At 73.3% G+C, this 22,775-nt stretch carries 21 protein-coding genes; 10 read left to right on the top strand and 11 right to left on the bottom strand.

What is annotated here, in order from left to right; all coding sequences use genetic code 11:
* Positions 1–41: 41 nt before the first annotated feature.
* Together P3X83_RS14305 and P3X83_RS14300 are read left to right on the top strand one after the other, a co-directional pair.
* Positions 42–1,535 (top strand): TldD/PmbA family protein, encoded by a 1,494-nt coding sequence (locus P3X83_RS14305; RefSeq protein WP_277305512.1) that lies wholly within the window; start codon positions 42–44, stop codon positions 1,533–1,535.
* Complete coding sequence (locus tag P3X83_RS14300; protein ID WP_277305511.1) at positions 1,535–2,905, top strand: metallopeptidase TldD-related protein; 1,371 nt, start codon at positions 1,535–1,537, stop codon at positions 2,903–2,905. The genes P3X83_RS14305 and P3X83_RS14300 overlap by 1 nt, the downstream gene beginning before the upstream one ends.
* Positions 2,906–3,030: 125 nt before the next feature.
* On the opposite strand, the gene P3X83_RS14295 is transcribed toward P3X83_RS14300, so the two are convergent.
* Positions 3,031–3,243, bottom strand: a complete 213-nt coding sequence (locus tag P3X83_RS14295; protein ID WP_277305510.1) for a dodecin — start codon at positions 3,241–3,243, stop codon at positions 3,031–3,033.
* A gap of 54 nt (positions 3,244–3,297) precedes the next feature.
* Here P3X83_RS14295 and P3X83_RS14290 point away from each other — a divergent pair, with 54 nt between their 5' ends.
* Entirely contained in the window at positions 3,298–3,609 is a 312-nt protein-coding gene (locus P3X83_RS14290) for a DUF3099 domain-containing protein (RefSeq protein ID WP_277305509.1), read from the top strand.
* Positions 3,610–3,813: 204 nt separating this feature from the next.
* Here the strand turns inward: P3X83_RS14290 and P3X83_RS43315 are convergent, their stop codons facing one another.
* From P3X83_RS43315 to P3X83_RS14270, 3 genes are all read right to left on the bottom strand, one after another.
* Complete coding sequence (locus tag P3X83_RS43315) at positions 3,814–4,638, bottom strand: NTP transferase domain-containing protein (protein WP_346742710.1); 825 nt, start codon at positions 4,636–4,638, stop codon at positions 3,814–3,816.
* Between the two features lie 7 nt (positions 4,639–4,645).
* Positions 4,646–5,635: a GTP 3',8-cyclase MoaA gene (gene moaA, locus P3X83_RS14275; protein WP_277305508.1), complete on the bottom strand. Its 990-nt coding sequence runs from the start codon at positions 5,633–5,635 to the stop codon at positions 4,646–4,648.
* Positions 5,636–5,795: 160 nt separating this feature from the next.
* Positions 5,796–6,644 (bottom strand): aldo/keto reductase, encoded by an 849-nt coding sequence (locus P3X83_RS14270; RefSeq protein WP_277305507.1) that lies wholly within the window; start codon positions 6,642–6,644, stop codon positions 5,796–5,798.
* A gap of 110 nt (positions 6,645–6,754) precedes the next feature.
* Between P3X83_RS14270 and P3X83_RS14265 the strand changes: the two genes are divergently transcribed.
* Complete coding sequence (locus P3X83_RS14265) at positions 6,755–7,909, top strand: RtcB family protein (RefSeq protein ID WP_277305506.1); 1,155 nt, start codon at positions 6,755–6,757, stop codon at positions 7,907–7,909.
* Positions 7,910–7,988: 79 nt separating this feature from the next.
* Positions 7,989–8,618, top strand: coding sequence for a LysE family transporter (locus tag P3X83_RS14260; protein ID WP_277305505.1), 630 nt, complete (start codon positions 7,989–7,991; stop codon positions 8,616–8,618).
* Between the two features lie 23 nt (positions 8,619–8,641).
* Here P3X83_RS14260 and P3X83_RS14255 read toward each other — a convergent pair whose 3' ends face one another.
* Positions 8,642–9,475, bottom strand: a complete 834-nt coding sequence (locus P3X83_RS14255; protein WP_277305504.1) for a UbiA family prenyltransferase — start codon at positions 9,473–9,475, stop codon at positions 8,642–8,644.
* Positions 9,476–9,598: 123 nt separating this feature from the next.
* Between P3X83_RS14255 and P3X83_RS14250 the strand changes: the two genes are divergently transcribed.
* The 3 genes from P3X83_RS14250 to P3X83_RS14240 are packed head-to-tail and all read left to right on the top strand — an operon-like array spanning position 9,599 to position 12,219.
* Positions 9,599–10,660: a 3-oxoacyl-[acyl-carrier-protein] synthase III C-terminal domain-containing protein gene (locus P3X83_RS14250; protein ID WP_277305503.1), complete on the top strand. Its 1,062-nt coding sequence runs from the start codon at positions 9,599–9,601 to the stop codon at positions 10,658–10,660.
* A 21-nt stretch (positions 10,661–10,681) separates the two neighbouring features.
* Positions 10,682–11,209 carry an isoprenylcysteine carboxylmethyltransferase family protein gene (locus P3X83_RS14245; protein WP_277305502.1) on the top strand — a complete coding sequence of 176 codons (528 nt, stop codon included), beginning with the start codon at positions 10,682–10,684 and terminating at the stop codon, positions 11,207–11,209.
* A complete protein-coding gene (locus P3X83_RS14240) occupies positions 11,206–12,219 on the top strand; it encodes an NAD(P)/FAD-dependent oxidoreductase (RefSeq protein ID WP_277305501.1) in 1,014 nt (337 codons plus the stop codon). The genes P3X83_RS14245 and P3X83_RS14240 overlap by 4 nt, the downstream gene beginning before the upstream one ends.
* 7 nt (positions 12,220–12,226) lie before the next feature.
* On the opposite strand, the gene P3X83_RS14235 is transcribed toward P3X83_RS14240, so the two are convergent.
* The 5 genes from P3X83_RS14235 to P3X83_RS14215 all read right to left on the bottom strand — a co-directional run bounded on the left by P3X83_RS14235 (position 12,227) and on the right by P3X83_RS14215 (position 18,951).
* Complete coding sequence (locus P3X83_RS14235) at positions 12,227–12,595, bottom strand: STAS domain-containing protein (protein ID WP_277305500.1); 369 nt, start codon at positions 12,593–12,595, stop codon at positions 12,227–12,229.
* On the bottom strand, positions 12,592–16,068 hold the full coding sequence (locus P3X83_RS14230; protein WP_277305499.1) for a SpoIIE family protein phosphatase: 3,477 nt from the start codon (positions 16,066–16,068) through the stop codon (positions 12,592–12,594). Before P3X83_RS14230 ends, P3X83_RS14235 begins: the two co-directional genes overlap by 4 nt.
* Before the next feature lie 302 nt (positions 16,069–16,370).
* Positions 16,371–16,769 carry a DUF3224 domain-containing protein gene (locus P3X83_RS14225; RefSeq protein WP_277305498.1) on the bottom strand — a complete coding sequence of 133 codons (399 nt, stop codon included), beginning with the start codon at positions 16,767–16,769 and terminating at the stop codon, positions 16,371–16,373.
* Between the two features lie 139 nt (positions 16,770–16,908).
* On the bottom strand, positions 16,909–17,409 hold the full coding sequence (locus P3X83_RS14220; protein WP_277305497.1) for a hypothetical protein: 501 nt from the start codon (positions 17,407–17,409) through the stop codon (positions 16,909–16,911).
* A 126-nt stretch (positions 17,410–17,535) separates the two neighbouring features.
* Positions 17,536–18,951, bottom strand: coding sequence for a hypothetical protein (locus tag P3X83_RS14215; protein ID WP_277305496.1), 1,416 nt, complete (start codon positions 18,949–18,951; stop codon positions 17,536–17,538).
* A 179-nt stretch (positions 18,952–19,130) separates the two neighbouring features.
* On the opposite strand from P3X83_RS14215, the gene P3X83_RS14210 reads away from it, so the two are divergent.
* Positions 19,131–20,636 (top strand): oligopeptide:H+ symporter, encoded by a 1,506-nt coding sequence (locus P3X83_RS14210; protein WP_277305495.1) that lies wholly within the window; start codon positions 19,131–19,133, stop codon positions 20,634–20,636.
* On the opposite strand, the gene P3X83_RS14205 is transcribed toward P3X83_RS14210, so the two are convergent.
* Positions 20,620–22,056: a PLP-dependent aminotransferase family protein gene (locus P3X83_RS14205; protein ID WP_277305494.1), complete on the bottom strand. Its 1,437-nt coding sequence runs from the start codon at positions 22,054–22,056 to the stop codon at positions 20,620–20,622. The genes P3X83_RS14210 and P3X83_RS14205 overlap by 17 nt on opposite strands.
* 73 nt (positions 22,057–22,129) lie before the next feature.
* Between P3X83_RS14205 and P3X83_RS14200 the strand changes: the two genes are divergently transcribed.
* A complete protein-coding gene (locus tag P3X83_RS14200) occupies positions 22,130–22,771 on the top strand; it encodes a hypothetical protein (protein ID WP_277305493.1) in 642 nt (213 codons plus the stop codon).
* Positions 22,772–22,775: the final 4 nt, after the last annotated feature.

The raw sequence follows: 22,775 nt of genomic DNA, 5'->3' as shown, positions 1-22,775 counted from the left end.
TTGTCCGGGGAGGACAAGATCACGCGGTTAGGATCGTTGACATGCGCCAGATCGATCCAGATTTCCTTGCGCTGCCCTTGCGGCGGCTGGCGGACGCGGCGTTGCAGCGCGCCCGCGACCTCGGTGCCGAACACGCCGACTTCCGCCTGGAGCGAGTCCGTGCCGAGACCCTTCGCCTTTACGACGCCCGGCTGGAAGGCTCGATGGACGCCGACGATCTGGGCTACGCCGTCCGGGTCGTCAAGGACGGCACGTGGGGGTTCGCGGCCGGCATCGACCTGACTCCGGAGGCCGCCGAGCGGGTGGCGGAGCAGGCGGTGGAGGTCGCCTCGGTGGCGGCGCCGGTCAACCGGGAGCGCATCGAACTCGCGGCCGAGCCGGTGCACGGCGACGTCACGTGGGTGTCGGCCTACGACATCGACCCGTTCGACGTGCCCCTGCACGAGAAGGTGACGCTGCTGGCCGACTGGTCGGGCGGGCTGCTCGGCTCGGCCGACCATGTGCAGGCTTCGCTGATGCAGGTCAAGGAGCAGAAGTTCTACGCCGACAGCGCGGGCACGACCACCACCCAGCAGCGGGTGCGGGTTCACCCGGTGCTGAGCGCGATGAAGGCCGCCGACGGGCGGTTCGAGGAGATGCGCACGCTGGCGCCGCCCGCCGGGCGCGGGTTCGAGTACCTGACCGGCACCGGCTGGGACTTCCCCGCGGAGCTGGCCGAGCTGCCCGTGCATCTCGCGGAGAAGCTGGCCGCGCCCTCGGTCGAGGCCGGTGACTACGACCTGGTGATCCATCCGTCGAACCTGTGGCTTACGATCCACGAGTCGATCGGGCACGCCACCGAGCTGGACCGCGCGCTCGGCTACGAGGCGGCGTACGCGGGCACCAGTTTCGCCACCTTCGACAAGCTGGGCGAGCTGGTCTACGGCTCGCCGGTCATGAACGTCACCGGCGACCGCACGGCCGAGCACGGCCTGGCGACCGTCGGGTTCGACGACGAGGGCGTGGCCACGCGGGAGTTCGACATCGTCACCGGCGGCGTGCTCACCGGTTACCAGCTCGACCGGCGCATGGCGCTGATGAAGGGGCTGGGCCGGTCCAACGGCTGCGCGTTCGCCGACTCCCCCGGTCACATGCCGATCCAGCGGATGGCCAACGTCTCGCTGAAGCCCGCGCCGGGCGGTCCCACGACCGAGGAGCTGATCTCCGGCGTGGAGCGCGGCATCTACGTCATGGGCGACAAGAGCTGGTCGATCGACATGCAGCGGTACAACTTCCAGTTCACCGGCCAGCGCTTCTACCGGATCACCTCCGGCAGGCTGGACGGCCAGCTCCGCGACGTGGCCTACCAGGCGACCACCACCGACTTCTGGCGGTCCATGGAGGCGGTCGGCGGTCCGCGCACCTATGTGCTGGGCGGGGCGTTCAACTGCGGCAAGGGGCAACCTGGACAGGTGGCGCCGGTCAGCCACGGGTGCCCGTCGGCGCTGTTCCGCGGCGTGCGGATCCTCAACACCGTGCAGGAGGGTGGGAAGTGATGACCCCGCAGGAGATGGTCGAGCGGGCGCTGGAACGCGAGGGCGCCGACGACCGCGTCGTGATCGTGGACGAGGGGTCCACCGCCAACCTGCGCTTCGCGGGCAACACGCTGACCACCAACGGCGTGGCCCGGTCGGCGCGGCTGACGGTGATCTCGGTGTCCGGCGGGGGCGTGGGCGTGGTCTCCCGCGCGGCGGTGCGCTCCGACGCGCAGCTCGCCGACGTGGTGGCCGCCGCCGACGCGGCGGCGCGTGACGCGACGCCAGCCGAGGACGCCCGCGCGCTGGTCGGCGACGGCGTGTCGCCCGGCTGGGCCGATCCTGCGGCGGAGACCTCGATCGGGGTCTTCGGCGAGCTGGCGCCCGCGCTTGGCGACGCGTTCGCCACGGCCGAGGCGGGCGGCAGGCGCCTGTACGGCTTCGCCGAGCACACCCTCACCAGCACGTTCGTCGGCTCCTCCAGCGGCCTGCGGCTCCGCCACGACCAGCCGACCGGCCGTCTGGAGCTGAACGCCAAGTCCCCGGACATGAAGCGCTCGGCCTGGACGGGCGTGGCGACCCGCGACTTCGCCGGGCTGGACGTCGCCGGGCTGGACGCCTCGCTGGCCCAGCGGCTCGACTGGGCCGAGGTCCGCGTGGAGCTTCCGGCGGGCCGTTACGAGACGCTGCTCCCGCCGACGGCGGTGGCCGACCTGATGACGTACATGTACTGGTCGGCTGGGGCCCGTGACGCGGCCGACGGCCGTACGGTCTTTTCCCGTGCGGGCGGCGGCACGAGGGTCGGCGAGGCGCTGTCGCGCACGCCGGTGCGGCTGCGCAGCGATCCGGCTGCGGCGGGGATCCAGTGCGCCCCGTTCGTGGTGGCGCATGCTTCGAGCAGGGACAGCTCGGTCTTCGACAACGGCCTGCCGCTGAGCGCGACCGACTGGATCTCCGAGGGCAGGCTGGCCAACCTGCTGCAGACCCGCTACTCGGCGGAGCTGACCGGGCTGGCGACCACCCCGCCCATCGACAACCTGATCATGACCGGCCCCGACGGCGGGCGCTCCCTGGAGGAGATGATCGCCGACACCGAGCGGGGGCTGCTCGTCACCTGCCTGTGGTACATGCGCGAGGTCGATCCTCAGACGTTGCTGCTCACCGGCCTGACCAGGGACGGCGTGTACCTGGTCGAGCGCGGCGAGGTCGTCGGCGAGGTGAACAACTTCCGCTTCAACGAGAGCCCAGTAGACCTCCTGGGCCGCCTCACCGAGGTCGGCGCGAGCCGGCAGACGCTGCCGCGCGAGTGGAACGACTACTTCACGCGCACGATCATGCCGCCGCTGCGGGTGCCCGACTTCAACATGTCGACGGTCAGTCAGGCGAACTAGCGCTACGCCCTTGGCGAAACCCGGCCCGGTTCCCGCGCGGCGGGACCGGGCCGAGGCGTCGCCGTCCCGGGCGGTAACGGCGTGTCCGCGACGGACTTCGGCGGGTCGGCGGAACGGATCTCCGCTCAGGAGTCCTCCAGCCGGAAGCCCACTTTCAGTCCGACCTGGAAGCGATCCACTTCGCCGTCCGTTATGTCGCCGCGGATCTCGGTCACCTCGAACCAGTCGAGATGCCGCAGTGTTTGGGAAGCGCGCAGTATGCCATTTCGGATGGCCTGATCAACGCTCTCCCCTGAAGTCCCGACTATCTCCGTCACCCGATACGTTCGATCCCCCATGCCACCATCATGCCCCGAGCACGCCCGGCCGACCGGAGGTCTACCGTGGATAACGTGAAGCTTTGGCACCGCAAGCCGGTCGTGCACGCGGTGACCGATGCCCGGTCCTCGCTGAGCGACGACATCGGCCGCCGGGAGAAGCGCTATCTGATCCAGATGGCGATCCGGACCATCTGCCTGGTCCTGGCCGTGGTGGTGGACGCCCCGTGGCCGATCAGGGCCCTGTTCATCGCCGGCGCGGTGTTTTTGCCGTACGTTGCCGTGATCGGTGCCAACGAGCGGGCCAAGGACGACACGGACGCCCAGTGGGAGCCGGAAGCTAACCAAAACGAGATACCACGGCACCGTCGCGAGATCGGGTCGTGACTAACTCTTGACGCATCCTATGGGTAGTAGGTGTACGCTTTAGCCAAGCGCTCTGGTCCCCCGTCAGGGCGCTGGTGCCGGCGTTCCGGGCCCCCGTCGGAACGCCGATGACGCGACGCCGGGTGGTTTGCCCCCGTAACCACCCGGCGTCGCCCTTTTCGGGGCTTTTCCTGGTCTTTCGAAAAGTTTTCGATTTCGCCCGCGTCAACCGGCTTCGCCGTCCTGGGCGGGCCTCGATCGCTCCCACTCCCCCGCCAGCGCGGACAGCCTGGCCGCGGCGTCCGCCGGGGCGGTGCCCCGCCCCACGGCCAGGCCCAGCAGGTAGGCCGTGAGCGGCGCGGCCGGACGGGCGACGCCGTGGGCCACGTCCTTGGTCAGGTCGAGCACCAGGTCGCGCTCGACCTCGGCCGGGTCGAGCCCGAGCTCCTCGCAGACCCGAGCGGTCCATTCGGCCAGCACGTTCATCTCGGCTCCTCGTCTCGCCTGCCGTAGATCGTCCATTGTGTCGCAGTCGAACCACGGCGACCCCTGGGTCACGAGACCGGCAGGGCGGAGCGGGGAGAGCAGGCCGTGCAGGGAGCGCCCGCCGTACGCGGACAGGGCCGCGCGCAGGATCTCCCTCCGCCACACACCGGCCAGCCACTGCTCGCGCCCGCCGTCGTCCAGCAGAACGGCCCCCGCACGGCCCGAGGCGGCCTCCAGAAGCCCGCCCACGTGCTCCCTGGACAGGTAGGGCAGATCGGCCGCCAGCAGCGCCAGCCACGGCGACACGGCCATGGAGAGGCCCGCGCGCAGCGCGGGCACCGGACCCGCGCCCGGCGGGTCCTCCCGGGTGAAGATCGCGCCCGGCAGCGGCCGGTCCGGCCCGACCACGATCAGCCGCGCGGCGTCGGGGACGGCGGCGGCCACCCGCTCGACGAGCGTGCGCCCGCCGACGGACATGCCGGGTTTGTCGCGCCCGCCCAGCCGTTGGGCACGCCCGCCCGCCAGCAGCACCGCGTCGTAGGTCACGGCCGCGGCGGGGCGCACGGCGCGCTCAGCCGCCGATGGCCGACATCGGACGGGCCGGTTGCAGGAAGCTGGGGTCGTCGATGCCATGCCCCGCCCGCTTGCGGCGGACCGCGACCCGCCAGCGTTCGGCCAGTTCGTCGTCCGTGGCCCCGGCGCGCATGGCCCCGCGCAAATCGGACTCCTCGGTGGCGAACAGGCAGTTGCGCACCTGGCCGTCCGCGGTGAGCCGCACCCGGTCGCAGGCCCCGCAGAACGGCCTGGTGACCGACCCGATCACGCCGACCCTGGCCGGGCCGCCGTCGATCAGGAACAGTTCGGCGGGGGCGCTGCCGCGCTCGCCGGGGTCGGCGGGCGTGAGGTCGAATTCGCGGGAGAGCATGCCGAGGATCTCGTCGGCGGTCACCATGTCGGCGCGGCTCCAGCCGTGCTGGGCGTCCAGCGGCATCTGCTCGATGAACCGCAGCTCGTAGTCGCGCTCCAGGCACCAGGACAGCAGCGGGACGGCCTCGTGCTCGTTCACCCCGCGCATCAGCACGGCGTTGATCTTCACCGGCAGCAGCCCGGCCGCGGCGGCCCCCTCCAGCCCGGCGAGGACGTCGGGGAGCCGGTCGCGGTGGGCCAGCCGCACGAAGACGCCGGCGTCGAGGGTGTCGAGGGAGACGTTGACCCGGTCGAGCCCGGCATCCTTCAGCGGGCCCGCCAGCCGGGCCAGGCCGATGCCGTTGGTGGTCAGCGAGATCTGGGGGCGGGGTCGCAGCGCGGCGGTGCGGGTCACGATCTCCGTCAGCTCGCGGCGGAGCAGCGGCTCACCACCCGTGTAGCGGACCTCCGTGATGCCCAGCCGCTCGACGCCGATGGCCACCAGCCTGGCGATCTCCGCGGCGGTGAGCAGCTCGGGCTTGGGCAGCCATTCGAGCCCTTCGGGAGGCATGCAGTAGGTGCACCGCAGGTTGCACCGATCCGTGAGCGACACCCGCAGATCAGTGGCCACCCGGCCGAAAGAGTCCTGCAGCACGGGCCTCACCTCCAGACTTACAGGAAGATTACGGGAAGCCTATGTCCTTCCCGGCATCCATCCCGCTGTGCCCCACCATGCTGCACACGCCCCGCGCCGACAAGCGACCCGCCGAATCCGACATCGCGCCAGGTCAGCGAGGCGGGGGCGGCGAGGAGCGTCAGCCGAGCCTGGCGAGTTCCGACTCCGACAGCGACAGCTCTGTGGCGGCGGCGGAATCCAGGATCGTCTCGGGACGGCTGGCGCCCGGGATCGGGATCACGAACGGCGCCCGCGCCAGATGCCAGGCCAGGCACACCCGCTGCGGCGAGACCCCGCGCTCGGCGGCCACCTCGGCGAAGGGACCGGAGAGCGCGCCCGCCGCCCCGATCCCGCCGAGCGGCGCCCACGGCAGGAACGCCACGCCCAGCTCGCCGCAGACGTCGATCTCCGGCTCGCTGGAGCGGAAGCCGGGCGCGTACCGGTTCTGCACACTCGCCAGCCGTCCGCCGAGGATCTCGTACGCCGTCCTGATCATGCCCGGGTCGGCGTTGGAGATGCCCGCGAGCCGGATCTTCCCCTCGTCCAGCAGGTCGCGCAGCGCCCCGACGGTCTCCTCGTACGGCACCGCCGGGTCGGGCCGGTGGTGCTGGTAGAGCCCGATCGCCTCGACCCCCAGGGCCTTCAGCGAGCGCTCGCAGGCCGCCCGCAGGTGGGCGGGCCTGCCGTCCACGGCCCAGCCGCCGTCCGGTGTGCGGACGTGGCCGCCCTTGGTGGCCACGAGGACCTCGCCGGGGCCTCCCGGCCAGGTGGCGAGGGCCTTCGCCACCAGGCGCTCGTTGTGCCCGATCTCCAGGTGCGTGGGGGTGTAGGCGTCGGCGGTGTCGATCAGCGTCACGCCCGCGTCGAGTGCGGCGTGCACGGTGCGGATCGACTGCCTCTCGTCCGGCATGTGGTCGGCGACCGACATCGGCATCGCACCCAGGCCGATGGGGCTCACCCTGACGTCGGCGATCAGTCGTGTGCTCACGCCGAGCCATCCTGGGTGCTGGAGCCCGCTCCATGTCAAGCACCGGTCAAGGGTGCCTCCGACCGAAAAACCAGTGGGATACGGCCGCCCGCATGGGCACACTGAACCCCATGCCGAACCAGCCGGCGCCCAATCTCCTGTCATGGGCCAGCGAGATCGACGAGGGCGCGATCGTCCAGGCCGCCCGTGCGGCCCGAATGTCCATCGTCTCCGGTCACGTGGCGCTCATGCCCGATGCCCATGTCGGGATCGGCGCGACGGTGGGATCCGTGATCCCGACCGAAGGCGCGATCATCCCGTCGGCCGTCGGGGTCGACATCGGCTGCGGCATGATCGCCACGCTGACCTCCCTGGTCGCGTCCGATCTGCCCGACGGTCTCGACCGCCTGATGCCGCTGGTGGAGCGGCGCATCCCGGCGGGGGTCGGCAAGGGCCACGACGACCCGTCGATGGACCGCGCGCTGGCCGAGCTGGGGCTCCCGCACTCCGACCTGACGCCCCAGCAGTCCAAGAAGGTCTCCGCGCAGTTCGGCACCCTCGGGTCCGGCAACCACTTCGTGGAGGTCTGCCTCGACGAGGAAGACCGGGTGTGGACGGTGCTGCACTCCGGTTCGCGCGGCATCGGCAACCAGCTCGCCACCGCGCACATCACGGGGGCCAAGCGGCTGATGCGCGAGCGGGGCGTCGGCCTGGAAGACCCCGACCTGGCCTACTTCACCCAGGGCACCCCGGAGTTCGAGGCCTACACCCAGGACATGCTGTGGTCGCAGCGCTACGCCATGGCGTCGCGGGCGCGGATGGACGCGGTGCTGGTCAACGCCCTGTTCCGGATCGCGGGCAAGGGCACCAGGCGGCGCACCATCAACTGCCACCACAACTTCACCCAGCGGGAGACCCACGGTGGCAAGGACCTGTGGATCACCAGGAAGGGCGCGATCAAGGCGGACACCGGCGACGAGGGCGTGATCCCGGGCTCGATGGGGGCCCGCTCCTACATCGTCCGCGGGCGGGGCAACCCGGACTCCTACCACTCCTGCGCGCACGGCGCGGGGCGGCGGATGTCGCGTGGCCAGGCCAAGCGGCAGCTCACGGCGACGTCGCTGAAGCAGGCGATGAAGGGCCGCACCTGGAACGAGGACCGCGCCTCGGCGCTCGTGGACGAGCATCCTGAGGCGTACAAGTCGATCGACCAGGTGATGGAGGACCAGCGCGACCTGGTCGAGGTGCGCCACACGCTGCGGCAGATCTTCAACTACAAGGGCTGACCCCGCCGATTTGCCGGTGCGCCCCGGGGACGGTCTCCGCGATACTGTGCGAATCAGACATCGAACGATGGGGGCGACGATGACATCGATCGCGCAGGCCGCCGCGTTCGGCGGCGTGGTGATGCTGGGGTCGATGACCCCCGGTCCCGACTTCGCGGTCGTGGTGCGCCGCTCGGCGGTCTCGGGGCGGGGCAGCGGGATGGCCGCCGCCCTGGGCATCGCGGCGGGCGTGTTCGCCTGGGTCTGCGCGGCGGCGACGGGCGTGGCCGCGCTGGTGGCCGCGTCCGTGGTCGCCTTCACCGTGATCAAGGTGGTCGGGGCGGCCTACCTGTTCTACCTCGGTGTCAAGGCGCTGCGCTCGGCCGCGCGCGGCGGCGGTGAGCCCGGCGAACCGGACGGCGAGCCCGTGCGCGGCGGCTGGGCCGCCTTCCGCGAGGGGCTGCTCTGCAACGCGCTCAACCCCAAGGCGGCGTTGTTCTTCGTCGCCCTGATGCCGCAGTTCCTGGGCCCCGGCGCGGGCGCGGCCGAGATCGTGGCCTTGGCGATGGTCGCGCTGGCGGTCAACGGCGTGTGGTTCCTGTCGCTGGCCAACCTGGTGGGCGCGTTGCGCAGGCTCTTCGCTCGCGCGGCCGTGCGCCGTGTGATCGACGCCCTGACCGGCACGGCGATGATCGCGCTCGGCGTGCGGCTGGCGGCCAGCCGTCCCTGAGCCCGGTCTCCCCCGCCGGGCCGTCAGCGGGTGATGTCGCCGCCCGCGGCGAGCAGCAGCGCCACGTCCACGGCCGTCACCGCCACCGCCGCCCAGAACGGCGCGCGGGGACTGCGCCGCGCCGCCGCGATGCCCGCCCCGGCCGGCAGCAGGGCTGCCCCGAGCCCCGCCCACCCGGCGGCCCCAAGGTCGGCCCCGACCACCAGCACCACGGTCGCGGCCAGCAACGGCAGCGGGAGCATCACGCGCACCCGGCCGGCGCCCAGCCGCTGCGGCCCGCCGCGCACGCCCGCGGCCAGGTCGTCTTCGATGTCGGGCAGCACGTTGGCCAGGTGGGCGCCCACCCCGAGCAGCGCGGCGGCCGACACCGCCCACCACGCCGGCCACGGGGCCCCCGGCAGGCCGAGCGCCACGAACGCGGGCAGGGAGCCGAAGCCCACCGCGTACGGCAGCCAGGACAGCGCGGTCGCCTTCAGCCCGAGGTTGTAGGCCCACGCCGCCGCGACGCCGACCAGATGCGCCGCCCCCGCCTCGACGCCGGAGGCCAGCGACAACGGCACGCAGCAGGCCAGCGCGATCAGGGCGGCCCGCCACAGCGCGCCCGCGCGCACCGCGCCCGACACGACCGGTTTGGAGGTACGGCCCGCCGCCGCGTCTCTCGTGGCGTCGACCGCGTCGTTGCTCCACCCGACGGAGAGCTGGCCCGCCAGCACCGCCGCCGCCACGAGCGCGCACCCGGCGGGGTCGCGCCCGGCGATCGCCGCCAGCGCGGTGACCAGACCGGTCACCGCCACCGTCGGCCCCGGGTGGCAGGCGCCCGCGAGACCTGCGAGGCGCCCCGGCGCGATCGTCGTCACCCAGCCGATCGTAGGTCTCCGATCTCGCCCGTGCGACGCGCCGCACGGGCGTAACCCGCTGAATACCGGGAATCGCGACGTACGCTGAAAATCGTTGACCTTGAAGCGGGGGAAGTGCCATAGATGCCGCGAGTCGCCGCCGTCCGGGGAGCCCTCCCGGCCAACCGATACCCCCAGCACGAGATCACCGAGGCGTTCGCCGAGGTCTGCCTGCCCTTGGGGGCCGACCGGCGGCTCCTTAGACGACTGCACACCGGTGCCCGGGTCGGGCATCGCCACCTGGCGCTGCCCCTGGAGGACTACGCCAAGATCGACGGCTTCGGCCGGGCCAACTCGGTCTTCATCGACACCGCGCTGGAACTCGGCGCGGAGGCCGTCCAAGCCGCACTTGAGGCCGCCGGGATCACCCCGCGCGACGTGGACATGATCATGTTCACGTCCGTCACCGGCATCGCCGCGCCCTCGGTGGACGCCAGGCTGGCCGGGCTGCTCGGCATGCGCCCCGACGTCAAGCGCGTCCCGGTGTTCGGCCTGGGCTGCGTGGCCGGGGCGGCCGGCCTCGGCCGCCTGTACGACTACCTGCGCGGCTGGCCGGACCACGTGGCCGTGCTGCTGTCGGTCGAACTGTGCTCGCTCACCCTGCAGCGTGAAGACGCCTCGATGGCGAACCTGGTGGCGGGCGCGCTGTTCGGCGACGGTGCGGCGGCCGTCGTGGTGCGCGGCGACCAGGCCCCCGGGCACGACACCGGCCCGCGGATCGTCGCCAGCAGGGCCCGCCTCTACCCCGGCTCCGACCGGGTGATGGGCTGGGACGTCACCGACAGCGGTTTTCGGGTGGTGCTCGACGCGGGCGTCCCCGACGTCGTGCGCGCCTACCTCGCCGACGACGTCAACGCCTTCCTCGCCGAGCACGGCCTCACGCCCGCCGACGTCACCGCCTGGGTCTGCCATCCGGGCGGCCCGCGGGTGCTGGAGGCGGTGACCGAGTCGTTGCGGCTGCCGCCCGGGGCCCTCGACGTCACCTGGCGGTCGCTGGCCGACGTGGGCAACCTGTCCTCGGCCTCCGTGCTGCACGTGCTGCGCGACACGCTCGACCTGCGCCCACCGCCGCCTCCCGGCTCCCCCGGGCTGCTGATCGCGATGGGCCCGGGATTCTGCGCCGAGTTGGTCCTGCTCCGCTGGTAGGGAAGGGCATAGGGTTTCCGCATGCCGATCGGGTATCTCGTCCTGGTCCTGCTGGTCGGGGCGGAGCGCCTGGCCGAACTCGTCGTCGCCCGCCGCAACCTGCGCTGGAGCCTCGAACGCGGCGGCGTGGTGACCGGGCGGGGCCACTATCCGTGGATGGTGGTGCTGCACACCGGGCTGCTGGCCGGCTGCCTGGCGGAGGTCGCCTGGGCGGGGCGGCCCTTCGTGCCCGCGCTGGGCTGGCCGATGCTCGGCCTGGTGCTCGCCTCCCAGGCGCTGCGCTGGTGGTGCGTGCGCACCCTCGGGCATCAGTGGAACACCCAGATCGTGGTCGTGCCGGGGCTGCCGCTGGTGGGCGGCGGGCCGTACCGGCTCATGCGCCACCCCAACTACGTCGCGGTGGCCGTGGAGGGCGCCGCGCTGCCGCTGGTGCACGGCGCGTGGGTGACCGCGCTGACCTTCACCGTGCTCAACGCCCTGCTGATGGTCGTGCGGATCCGCGGTGAGGAGGCCGCGCTGACCGCCGGGGCGGCTCCGGCGTCACCGTGATCGACCTGCTGGTCGCGGGCGGCGGCCCGGCCGGGCTGGCCACCGCCATCCACGCCGCGCTCGCCGGGATGGAGGCCGTGGTGGTCGAACCGAGGGAGCCCCCGGTGGACAAGGCCTGCGGCGAGGGGCTGATGCCGACCGGGGCCCTGGTGCTGCGGTCGATGGGGGTCGCGCCTGACGGCAGGCCGCTGCGCGGCATCCGCTACCTCTCCCCCGCCCACCGGGCGCAGGCCCCCTTCCGCGCGGGCCCCGGGCTGGGCGTGCGGCGCACCGCGCTGCACGCCGCCCTGCACCGCCGGGCCGAGGAACTGGGCGTGCGCGTCGTCCGCGACCGGGTCGGCGACCTGCGGCAGGAGCCTGGGTCGGTGCGCGCCGCCGGGCTGCGCGCCCGGTGGCTCGTCGCCGCCGACGGCCTGCACTCGCCGCTGCGGGCCGCGCTCGGCCTCGACCTCCCCGACACCCGCCCCCGCAGGTACGGCCAGCGCCGCCACTACCGGACCGCCCCGTGGACCGACTTCGTGGAGGTCCACTGGGCGTCCGGCGCCGAGGCGTACGTGACCCCGGTCGGCGACGACCTGGTCGGCGTGGCCGTGCTCAGCTCCGAACGCCGCGGCTTCGAGGAGCACCTGGCGCGCTTTCCCGGACTACTCGCCCGGCTGACCGGCCCGCCCGACGGCAGGGTGCGCGGCGCCGGGCCGCTGCGACGGCGGGCGAGGACCCGCGTGGCCGGGCGGGTGCTGCTCGTCGGCGACGCCGCCGGCTACACCGACGCGCTCACCGGCGAGGGGATCTCGCTGGCCGTGCTGTCCGCCCGGGCGCTGGTCGCGTGCCTGCGGGCGGGCCGTCCGCAGGCGTACGAGGCGGCGTGGCGGCGCCTTTCGCGGCGGCACCGGCTGCTGACCGAGGGGCTGCTGCTGGCCCGGCGGATGCCGGGCGCGGAGAACGTGATCGTCCCGGCGGCCGAGCGCCTGCCGCCGGTGTTCCGCGCGGCGGTCAACCTGCTCGCCTGAGCGGCGCTCAGCACCCGCCGCCGTTCACCGCGGCGCGGGCCCCGGCGATGCCGTCGTGCACCGGCATGACGTCGTGCGCGCAGACCAGGTTGAGCGCGTAGCGCGGGCACGAGCCGGTCGGGGCGACCAGGTGCAGGCGGATGCCAGCCCTGGTCAGCTCCCGGTGCAGCCGGAACAGCGTGTTGATGCCCGCGCTGTCGAGGTAGGTCGCGCGGGTCAGGTCGATGACGCAGAAGCCGTGGCCGGGCCCGGCCCGGCTGACGGCGTCGTGCAGCTCGACGGTGTTGGAGGCGTCGAGCTCGCCGTGCACCGCCAGCTCGGCGCGGTCGGCGGAGGCGCGGATCACGAACCTCGGCGCCGGCGGCCGGGGGCTCACGCCAGGTCCTTGCGTCGTAACCGGCGGCTCATCACCACGGTGGTACCCCCGTCGGTCGAGCTGATCGTCACCGAGTCCATGACGGCGCGCATCAGCGAGATGCCCCGGCCCCGGTCGGACGCCCGGGGTTCGCGCCACTCGCCGCCGTCGCGGACGCTGATCGTCACCACACTGGCGGTGACGCGCCCGCTGATCGTGATCGGCCCGCCGCGGAACCGGTAGCCGTGCTCGGCCGCGTTGGCGACGGCCTCGCTGCAGGCCAGCAGGAACTCGTACTCCTCAAGCCGGGACAGGTGGGCCACCCGCAGCCAGCGCGACAGCCTCCGGCGCAGCTCGCCCAGGTTGTCACGGGCGGCCGGGAACTCCAGCTCGAAGGCCAGCGGCGACCCGCTGGTGCGCACCAGCAGCACCGCCGTGTCGTCATTGCCGGTCTGGGCGACCAGCGAGATCAGCCGTTCGCCCAGCCGCTCCAGCGACGCCGGGGCGCAGGCCAGCGTGGCCGAGAGCCGGCGCAGGCCGACGTCGATCGGCTCGCCCCGGCGCTCCACCAGCCCGTCGGTGTAGAGCACGATGGTCGAGCCCGGCGGCAGCGTCTCGGTGAAGGAGCGGTAGTCGTCGGGGCCGCCGACGCCCAGCGGCGGGGCGACCTCGCTGCGCAGCGACTCGACCCGGCCGTCGGGGAAGCGCACGATCATCGGCGGATGCCCGGCGTTGGCGTGGTCGAACCGGCCGGTCGACAGGTGCAGGACCCCGCAGCAGACGGTCGTCATCAGGTCGGGTTCGAGGGTGCCTGCCATTCTGGCCGTCTTGGCCAGCGCCCCCGCCGGGTCGTGGCCCTCCAGGAGGTAGGCGGACAGGGTACTGCGGACCTGGCCCATGACGGCCGCCGCCGAGACGCCGTGCCCGGAGACGTCGCCGATGACCACGGCGACCCGGTCGTCCTCCAGCGGGACCAGGTCGTACCAGTCGCCGCCGATGGTGACCTCGGCGCTGGCCGTGAGGTACTTCGCCCACGTGCTGATCCCGGGGACGCTGGGCAGCCGGTCGGGCAGCAGGCTGCGCTGGAGCGTGGCCGCCATCCGGTGCTCGACGTCGAAGCGCCCGGCGCGCTGCAGCGCGTAGGCGCCCAGGCCGGCGATCGCGGTGAGTTCCTCCTGCTCGGCGGCGGTGAACTCGCGGGGCTCGGGCAGCCGGACGGCCAGGCCGCCGACGACCTCGGTGCCGACGGCGAGCGGCAGCGAGGCCAGCGCGCGGGTGCCGTCGGCCTGCCAGCGCGGGGTGCGGTCGCGCATCGCGCAGGCCAGCGGATGGTCGGCCCCCCCGGCCAGCTCGGAGATCCAGCCCGCGTCGTCGGCGGCCCCGGCGACGGCGACCGTGGTCAGCGAGCGGCCCTTGACGGGCATGACCACCACGGCGTCGGCGTCCATCACGGTGCGGGCGTGGGCCGCCACGGCGTCGGCGACCTGCTCGACCGTCAGCGCCCGCGACAGGCTCGCGGTGATCTCCTGCAACCGCGCGCCGCGCGCGGCGGCGGACTCCAGGGTGCGCCTGGCCAGGCGTTCCACGTGCAGCAGCCGGGCGTAGTCGAGGTGCAGGGCCAGCCGCCTGGCCAGCTCGGCGGCGACCACCCGGTCGTCGCCCTCATACGGCGGGCGGCCCTCGGCGCCGACCAGGGTGAGCGCGCCGAGCACGCGCCCCTGGACGGTGATCGGGCTGATCAGCGTGCCGGGCGCGTCGCGCGCGCCCGGCACGGGGGCCGGGGCGGGCGCGCCGGGCCGGGCGCCGGTCTCCAGCCAGCGTTCCAGCGCCTCGCCCGGCACCCGGACCTCGGGCAGGCCGGCCCCTGCGCGGGCGTGCATCAGCCTGGACGGCCTGCCGTCGGGGTCGCACACCTCGACCGTGCACTGACCGGCGTACCGGGCGACCAGGATGGAACCGGTTCTCGTCAGCCGCTCGCCCAGTGACCCGGCGGCGTCGAGCCCCGAAGTGACCTCGGCCAGCACGCTCAGCCGCTCCTGGTGCCGTTTGCGCCGGGTGATGTCAACACAGGCTCCGACGAACCCGGCGAACTCGCCGCCGGGGCCCGCCCTGGGGACGCCGCGCACCGCCAGCCAGCCGTAGGAGCCGTCGGCGCGGCGGTGGCGGTACTCGACCTCGAAGGGGCCGCGCCGCAGGAACTCGTCGTGCGGGGTGCCGGAGATCAGGTGCAGGTCGTCGGGGTGCACGCCCTCGACCCAGCCGAGGCCGAGCTCCTGCTCGGCGGTGCGCCCGGTGTAGTCGAGCCAGGCGCGATTGACGAACTCGCAGCGCCTGGTGCCGTCGGCGGCCCACACCAGCGCGGGCGCGGCGTCGGCGACGGCGCGGAACCGCTCCTCGGCGGGCGACAGGTGGATCTCGTCGGTGCGGCGCAGCCGCCCCATGATCAGGTGGGCGCCCACCCTGGTGACCAGTTCGTGGCTGGAGAACGGCTTGATCAGGTAGTCGTCGGCCCCGGTGCGCCTGCCGTCGGCGGCGGGGTCGTCTCCGGCGCGCGGCGAGAGCAGCAGCACCGGCAGCGACTCGGTCGCCGAGTCGGCGCGGATCTCCCTGATCAGATCCACGCCGTCGGCGCGCGGGGTGTCGGTGTCGGCCAGGACCATGCCGAACTCTCCCGACCTGACCAGGTCGATCGCCTCCCTGCCGTCGTCGGCCGAGCGCGTGGCCCAGTGCTCGCCGAGGACGCGCTCCAGGTAGTCGCGCATCTCCGGGTCGTCCACGACGAGCAGCACCCGCCGGTCGCGGGGGCCGAACGGCACGGGCGGCAGGGACGGCGAGGGAGCCCCGGAGGGCGCGGGCCGCGTGGAAGAGCCGGGGCCCGGCCGGTCTTCCTCGGGGCCGGGTGCGCGGCGCGGCGGGCGGGGACGCCGCCGCGCGCTCACGCCCGGCTCCCCGCGGGCCGTCCGGTCGGGTGGACGGGCGGGCGCGGCGGAGGGTGGGTCGTGAGTGGTGTCGCGGAAGGTGCAGAGCAGGCCGCCGACGGCACCGCCGGGACCGGGAAGGGGGCCGCAGGAGATCGTGAAGAGGCGGTCCTCGCCCCCGACCCGCAGCGCCTGCCCGGCCAGGGTCTCCGCGCGTCCTTCGGCCGTCACGCGTTCGGCGAGCGGGCTCAGGGCGGGCCAGAGGCCGGGCCAGCAGGCGGGAGCGGGCCGCAGCAGGGCGCCTTCGCGACCGGTGTCGCCCAGGAGGGGGACGCAGGCGTCGTTGTGGATCTGCAGGAGGTCGTCGCCCCAGAAGAGCGCCATCGGAACGGCGGCGCCGAGGCTGACGGACACCCCGATGCGCAGCCCTTCGGGCCAGGAGGTCGGTTCTCCCATGGGCGTGGCCGCCCAGTCGATCTCGCGGAGTGAGCGGACGATCTCACCGGATCCGGTGAAGGGGGCGGTGACTGACGTGTGCTCTGTCCGGGCGGGGCCGGAGACAGATCTTGCTGGCATCCCTTGGGCCTTGTCTCGCGCAGGGATCGAAAAGCCGAATTGCAACGAGAAGACATTAGCATCGGCTTCTCCGGCCACGCTCAAGCGCCGGGAAATCGGCTACCGCGATTTTCCGGCGCTGCATTGTGGTGCCCATGCCATAAATGCATCTGATTTGAATGCATTTATCATGCCAATCAGGACAACTCCTCCCCCACCACGCACGATGGCGCCGGGTGGGGCGAGGCTCGCGCCGGTCCAGGTGTCGATCAGCCGATAATTCAGGAGTCATCCCACGCCCGCGCCCGCCCCCGGGCCCGCGATCACTCGAAGCGATATTCCAGCGTGTAGGTATGCCCGCCGTCCGAATCCGCGTCGATGCCGCCGGTGCCCGTGATTCCCGCGAGCGCGCCGGTGCCGCTGCCCGTCACGATCGCCCAGGCCAGCTCGCTCCCACCGCCGGACGCGGTGGCGGTGTGCTGGAGGACGAAAGTGCCCCGCAGGCCCCCCAGGGTCCCGTCGAACCGCTCGATCCCGCAGTACGCCAGCGGAGCGTCGTCCGCCGTCACCACGGTCAGGAGCTCGGCCGTGCTCGTGCCCTCCAGGTCGCCGCGGAAGGTCTTGCCCACATGGACGCGCGCCAGCTTCGGGCCCTCTGCCCCCTGGTCATAGGGCCGCGCGTCCCATTCGTCGATGTCGAAGACACCGTTCGCCGTTGTCATACCGGCCATGGTGCCGGTCCTACCTGTCAGCCCCGGTCAGGTATCCCGGCACGAAATCCGCGGCGGGCGTCCGCGCGAATGAAGACGGGACGCCCGGCACCGGGGGGCCGGGCGTCCCGTCATCTCCGCCGCGTACGCGTCAGCGGTGGCTGTGGTGGCGGTGGTGACGACCGCCGTAGACCTGCACGTAGTCGCTGGCCTCGGCGGCGTCGAGGTGCTGCGCGCCGCGGAAGACGGCCCGCCAGGTGCCCGACCAGCGCGCCTCGACGGCGGTCGAGAACGACCCGTCACCGCGCGTCTTGACCGTCTGGACGTGCTGCCAGCGGTAGGACCCCTTCGCCTGGAAGAGGATGTCGATCCGCTTCCAGCCCAGGCGGTGCCACTTCTCGTAGTCCTCGCACGAGTCGGACTTGATCACGTAGGTGAAGCCGTCGACGTAGTCGTCGCTGCACTCGACCTTGAGCCGGCCCCGCAGGGACAGCGTGCGCCCCTTGTGAATCGGCTCCGGTCCGGCGTCGAACGAGAGATGGGTCTCGCCTACGTCGATCGGGTTGTCGGCCATCGCGGGAGCGGCGGTGACGAGCCCGAAGGCCCCCACTGCCGCAGCCGCGACGGTCGCCGCGACGGTGCGTCGCAACATCGGTACTTCCTCTCCCCGTAGGAAGGCACGCTCGGGAATTGCATGCCTGTACCTACAGACGGAGAAAGCGGGCGAAACGTTGTACAACCAACGATCACAAAATGATCACATCGGAAAAGCCGCCCGTCACAGCCCTCCCGAAACCTCCATCGCCGCGCTCGTCTTGGCGGCGTAGCGGGTCGTGCCGTCGAAACGGATCCGCCACTGCCCGCTCGGCGAGGCGGTGACCATGCGCGCGAAGCGCCCGCGCCGGTCGGTCGTCGCCGTGGCCAGCCGCGTCCACTGCACGCCGTCGGGACGGCGGCGCTCGATCAGCACCTCCTGGCCGGGGAAGGGCGCGTAGTCGACCATTCCCTTGGGATCGACGCGGGTAAGGACGCCGCGCACGCGCACCCCCTCGGTCCGTCTGCCGCCGGCCAGGATCACCTCGGCCGAGGTCAGCCGCGTCTCGCGGCGCAGCACGAACGACGCGCGCTCGGAGACGGTCTCCCCGCCCGCGCCGTGCGCGGTCGCGGTCACCGTCCAGTACCCGGCGGGGTATCTACGGTCCAGGTCCTTAGAGGGCAGGAAGCGCCAGGTCTGCCAGTCCGAGTCCAGGCGGGCGGCGGCGGTGTGCGTCGCGCGGCCGTGTTCCCTGCCGGGCGCGACCGGGGCGAGCGTCCCGCCCTGCGCGGGAGGCAGGGCGGGCCGTACCGTGACGCCCTGCTCGGCGGGCGTTCCCGGCTCCGGCGGCACGGCGGGGCGCACCGGGGCCGCCCGGTCCACGGGCGGGCGCACCGGGATCGACCAGTCCGCGGGCGGCACGGCGGGATGCACCGGATGCGCCTGGTCCGCGGGCGGCACGGCCGGGCGCACCGGAAGTGCCTGATCGGCGGGCGGCACGGCCGGACGTACCGGCGTCCCCTGCTCGGCGGGCGGGGCCATCGCCCTGTCGCCGCGCGGCTGCCGCCGGGTCTTGCCTGGTTTACGCGGCTTGCCGGGCCGTCCGGCCTTGCCCGTCGGGTTGTCGCGGTCGCTCCCGGCCTCGGTGCCGGGCGGTGCGGGCACGGCCGGATTCCCCGGCTGACCGGCCATCGGCGCGGAGGCAGCGGCCTGTCCCGGCGCCCACGGACCGGCGGGCCGGGGGGGCGGTCCCGGTCTTCCCGGCATGACGGGCCGGTCGGGCCGGGAAGGATCGACCTGGGGCGCCGATTCGGTGGATCCGTCCTGGCCGGGCGGAGCGGGTACGGCCGGCGGCCCCGGCTGGGGCGGCGTCTGCTGGTCCGGCGGCAAGGGCCGGGGATCGGGACGAGGAGCGGGATCGGCCGCGGCCCGCCGCCCGGGCTCGACCGTGATCGTCACGCCGTCGCGCCCGGTGGCCCCGCGCGCCACCACGTCGATCACCATGCGCACCGAGCCGGTCGCCCCGACGACCGGATTCGCGGGCCGTACCGTGATCGAGCCGATCTCCAGCTCCTCGGCCGCGGCGGGTGTCGCCTGCACGAGCAGCGGCAGTGCGAGCGCCCCCGCCGCGAGCGAGGTGAGAAGAAGTCTCTGAGTCATGATCAAGACGGTAGGAACCGGCAGGTAATGCCGGGGGCTTCGACACACACCAGGCACGGCAAAACCCCCACCTGGCCCCAGATTTCCTCGCGATCAGGTCCGCTTACCGCGCTTGACCTGCGGATACATGGGCATTCATGGACCACGGCCGGATATCGGCCACCTTCAGGGGGCCAAGCATGACATCGGGGGTTACGAGCGGCACGTGCTCGGCGAACAGGGACTTCTTCGGGCACCCCCGCGGACTCGCCACGCTCTTCGGCACCGAGATGTGGGAGCGGTTCAGCTACTACGGCCTGCGCAGCATCCTGGTGCTGTTCATGGTCGCCTCCCCCGTCATGGGCGGGCTCGGCCTGCCGGAGGCGACCGCCATCGGCGTCGTGGGCATCTACGGCTCGCTGGTCTATCTGCTCGCGCTGCCCGGCGGCTGGATCGCCGACCGGATCCTCGGCCCCCGGCGCTCGGTGCTGACCGGCGGCGTCACGATCATGCTGGGGCACATCAGCATGGCCGTCCCAGTCGAGGGGGCGGCGTTGATCTGGCTGGGCCTGGGCCTGATCGTCGCGGGCACCGGGCTGCTCAAGCCCAACATCTCCTGCATGGTCGGCCAGCTCTACCCGCGCGACGACGCCGCCCGCAGGGACGCCGGGTTCTCGATCTTCTACTTCGGCATCAACCTGGGCGCGTTCATCGCCCCGTTCGTCGTCGGCGACCGGCTCGCGGCGGGGAACCGCTGGCACCTGGGCTTCGGCGCCGCGGCGGTCGGCATGGCGATCGGCCTGGTCTGGTACATCCACGGCTACCGCCACCTCGGCGACGCCGGGTCCGAGCCGGGACACCGGCTCACGCCGGAGGAGCGGGCCGCGTTCGGTCGCCTGGCGGGAGGCGCGGCGGCGGTTACGGCGGCGGGCGCGGCCCTGTGGGCGGTCTCGGGCACGTTCACGCTGGACCGGCTCACCCTCGTGCTGACGGTGGTCGTGATCGCGGTGCCCGTCGCCTACTTCGCCTACATCCTGCTCGGCGAGCACGGCCTGGCCCCGGAGGAGCGCGCCCGGATGCGCGCCTACATCTGGCTGTTCGCCGCCGCGGCGGTCTTCTGGATGATCTACGACCTGGCGCCGAGCGTGCTCAACCTGTTCGCGCAGCACAAGACCACGCTCTCGCTGTTCGGGGTGGACATCCAGGCCGCCACCACCCAGGCGATCAACCCGCTGTTCATCCTGATCTTCTCGCCCCTGTTCGCGGTGCTGTGGGTACGCCTGGGCGACCGGGTCGCCGCGCCCGTCAAGTTCGCGTTCGCGCTGGTGATGATCGGCCTGAGCTTCGTGCTGATGGCCGTGGCCGCGGGCCTGGCCGAGACCGCCAGGGTGTCGGTGTGGTGGCTGGTGGCGGTCTACCTGGTCCAGGTGTTCGGCGAGCTGGCGCTCAGCCCGGTCGGGCTCTCGGTCACCTCGCAACTGGCCCCGAGGGCGTTCCAGAGCCAGATGCTCGGCGTGTGGTTCCTCTCCACCGCGGTGGGCGACGCCGTCGGCGGCCAGACCGGCAGGCTGCTCGCGCACATGTCGCAGCAGGCGTACTTCCTGACGCTTGCGGCCGTCGCGGTGTGCGCGGGGGCGGTGCTGTTCGGCTGCGCCCGCAGGCTGCATGGGCTCATGTCGCCGGCGGCGGTCACAGCGCCGGAGTGAAGGTCCGCGTGGCGGGCGGCGGCCCGGCGGGCCGTCCGTCGTGTGCCGCCGCGATGCGCTCCACCGCCTCGGCGAGCACCTGCGGCGGCTGCGTGTACGGCAGGCGCAGGTGCCCCTCCAGCGTGCCCTCCACCCCGAACCACGGCCCGGGGGCCAGCCGCACGCCGTGGGCCGAGGCCGTCGCCGCCAGGGAGGTCGCCACCGGGCCGTCAAGGCGCACCCAGAGCACGCCGCCGCCCTCCGGCACCCGGAAGTCCCAGGAGGGGATCCGCGCCCGCAGAGCCGTTACCAGGGCCTCCCGCGAGGCGCACAGCGTGCGCCGCCGTTCCTCGCGGGCCTGCTCGATCCGCTCGAACAGGCGGGTCGCCACGAGCTGCTCGAACGGCGCCCCGGCGATGTCGACCGCCGCGCGCAGGTGGGCCAGCGCGCACACCCGCTCGGCGGTGGCGCGGATCCAGCCCACCCGCAGGCCGCCCCACCACAGCTTGGAGGCCGACCCGACGGTGATGACGCGGTCGTCGCCCGCGAAGGCGGCCATCGGCGTGGCGGTGGGCGAGCCGGGAAGGCCCATCTCGGCCCACGACTCGTCGGCCAGGATGGTGGTGCCCGCGCGCCCGGCGGCGGCGGTCACCTCCGCGCGGGCGGCGTCGTCCATCAGCCTGCCCGTCGGGTTGTGGTAGTCGGGGATGAGGTAGGCCAGGCGCGCGCCCGACTGCCGCATCGCCTCGCCCAGCAGGGCGGGCTCCCAGCCGTCCTCGGTGATCCCGACGGGCACCAGCCGCGCCCCGTGGCCGCGCGCGGCGTCGAGCGCGTGCGGGTAGGTCGGCGACTCCACGAGTACCGGGTCGCCCTGGCCGACCAGCAGGGACATCACCAGGTGGATGCCGCTCTGCGCGCCCGAGGTCACCAGGATCTGCTCGGGCCGGGTGGCCAGGCCCCGTTCGGTGTAGCGGCGGGCGACGGCCGCGCGCAGCGCGGGCAGGCCGAGCGGGTCGTAGCCGACGCCGAGCGTGTACCTGGGCAGGTCGTGGGCGGCCTGGGCCACGGCCTCGGGGAGCAGGGTGCTCGCGGCGGGGGCGGCGCAGTGCATCGCCAGCATGCCGTCGTCGCCCCGGGCCAGCCAGGGGTTGTCGGGGCCGAGCGTGGCCGGGTCGGGCAGTGCCGTCCGGCTGCCCGAGCCGCGCCTGCTCTCGATGTAGCCCTGCTCGCGCAGCCGGTCGTAGGCGGCGCTGACCGTGGTGCGACTGACCTGGAGCGCCTGCGCGAGGTGCCGTTCGGCGGGCATCCGGGCCCCGACCGGCAGGCGGCCGTCGAGGATCGCCGCGCGCACCCCGGCTGCGAGCGCGCGGTAGTAGGGGCGCGCCGAGGGATCGACGCTCACCAGTCCCGCCAGTGCCGGGCCGCTCAGGTACCTGTCCATCGGCCCACTATAAGGCCACTTTCCGAAATTGGCCCTTTATCGTGATCTTCCGGACTTCCAGAATTGCCACATCATGAGCGAACTTTCCATCCCCACCCCCGGGTCCTTTCCGGCCCGGCTCCTGCGGCTCTACGCCGGGCTCCTCCTGTACGGCGCCGGTATCGGCCTGCAGGTCGAGTCCCGGCTCGGCAACGACCCCTGGGACGCGTTCCACCAGGGGCTCGCCGTACGCACCGGACTCTCGCTCGGCACGTGGATCATCATCGTGGGCGCGGCGGTCATGGTCTTCTGGATCCCGCTGCGCCAGCGGCCGGGCATCGGCACGCTCAGCAACGCCCTGTTCGTCGGCCTGTTCGCCGACGCGGCCATGTGGGCGCTACCCGCCCCGGACCACCTGGCCGCCCGCTGGGCCTACCTGGTGGCCGCCGTCGTGATCGTGGCCGCCGCCACCGCGCTCTACATCGGCGCCGGGATGGGGCCGGGACCGCGCGACGGCCTGATGACGGGCCTGCACCGGCTCGGGCTGTCGGTCCGCGCGGCGCGAACCCTGATCGAGGTCACCGTCCTGGCCATCGGATGGCTGCTCGGCGGCGTGGTCGGCATCGGCACCGTGGTGTTCGCGCTGGCGATCGGCCCGCTCACCCAGTTCTTCATGCGCCGCATGTCCGCGCCCGCCGCCGGCGGGGAGGCGACGGACGGCACGCAGCGGCGCTAGCGTC

Source organism: Spongiactinospora sp. TRM90649 (assembly GCF_029382225.1).
Lineage (GTDB): Bacteria > Actinomycetota > Actinomycetes > Streptosporangiales > Streptosporangiaceae > Spongiactinospora.
This window is presented reverse-complemented; position numbering and strand designations above follow the sequence as displayed.

What these genes read in the sequence shown, in the direction of transcription:
- P3X83_RS14215 (WP_277305496.1), bottom strand. Translation starts at nt 18,951, where the DNA reads ATGACTCAGAGACTTCTTCTCACCTCGCTCGCGGCGGGGGCGCTCGCA.
- P3X83_RS14260 (WP_277305505.1), top strand. Translation starts at nt 7,989, where the DNA reads ATGACATCGATCGCGCAGGCCGCCGCGTTCGGCGGCGTGGTGATGCTG.
- P3X83_RS14205 (WP_277305494.1), bottom strand. Translation starts at nt 22,056, where the DNA reads ATGGACAGGTACCTGAGCGGCCCGGCACTGGCGGGACTGGTGAGCGTC.
- P3X83_RS14300 (WP_277305511.1), top strand. Translation starts at nt 1,535, where the DNA reads ATGACCCCGCAGGAGATGGTCGAGCGGGCGCTGGAACGCGAGGGCGCC.
- P3X83_RS14245 (WP_277305502.1), top strand. Translation starts at nt 10,682, where the DNA reads ATGCCGATCGGGTATCTCGTCCTGGTCCTGCTGGTCGGGGCGGAGCGC.
- P3X83_RS14225 (WP_277305498.1), bottom strand. Translation starts at nt 16,769, where the DNA reads ATGACAACGGCGAACGGTGTCTTCGACATCGACGAATGGGACGCGCGG.
- P3X83_RS14265 (WP_277305506.1), top strand. Translation starts at nt 6,755, where the DNA reads ATGCCGAACCAGCCGGCGCCCAATCTCCTGTCATGGGCCAGCGAGATC.
- P3X83_RS14220 (WP_277305497.1), bottom strand. Translation starts at nt 17,409, where the DNA reads ATGTTGCGACGCACCGTCGCGGCGACCGTCGCGGCTGCGGCAGTGGGG.
- P3X83_RS14200 (WP_277305493.1), top strand. Translation starts at nt 22,130, where the DNA reads ATGAGCGAACTTTCCATCCCCACCCCCGGGTCCTTTCCGGCCCGGCTC.
- P3X83_RS14210 (WP_277305495.1), top strand. Translation starts at nt 19,131, where the DNA reads ATGACATCGGGGGTTACGAGCGGCACGTGCTCGGCGAACAGGGACTTC.
- P3X83_RS14305 (WP_277305512.1), top strand. Translation starts at nt 42, where the DNA reads ATGCGCCAGATCGATCCAGATTTCCTTGCGCTGCCCTTGCGGCGGCTG.
- P3X83_RS14295 (WP_277305510.1), bottom strand. Translation starts at nt 3,243, where the DNA reads ATGGGGGATCGAACGTATCGGGTGACGGAGATAGTCGGGACTTCAGGG.
- P3X83_RS14230 (WP_277305499.1), bottom strand. Translation starts at nt 16,068, where the DNA reads ATGCCAGCAAGATCTGTCTCCGGCCCCGCCCGGACAGAGCACACGTCA.
- P3X83_RS14250 (WP_277305503.1), top strand. Translation starts at nt 9,599, where the DNA reads ATGCCGCGAGTCGCCGCCGTCCGGGGAGCCCTCCCGGCCAACCGATAC.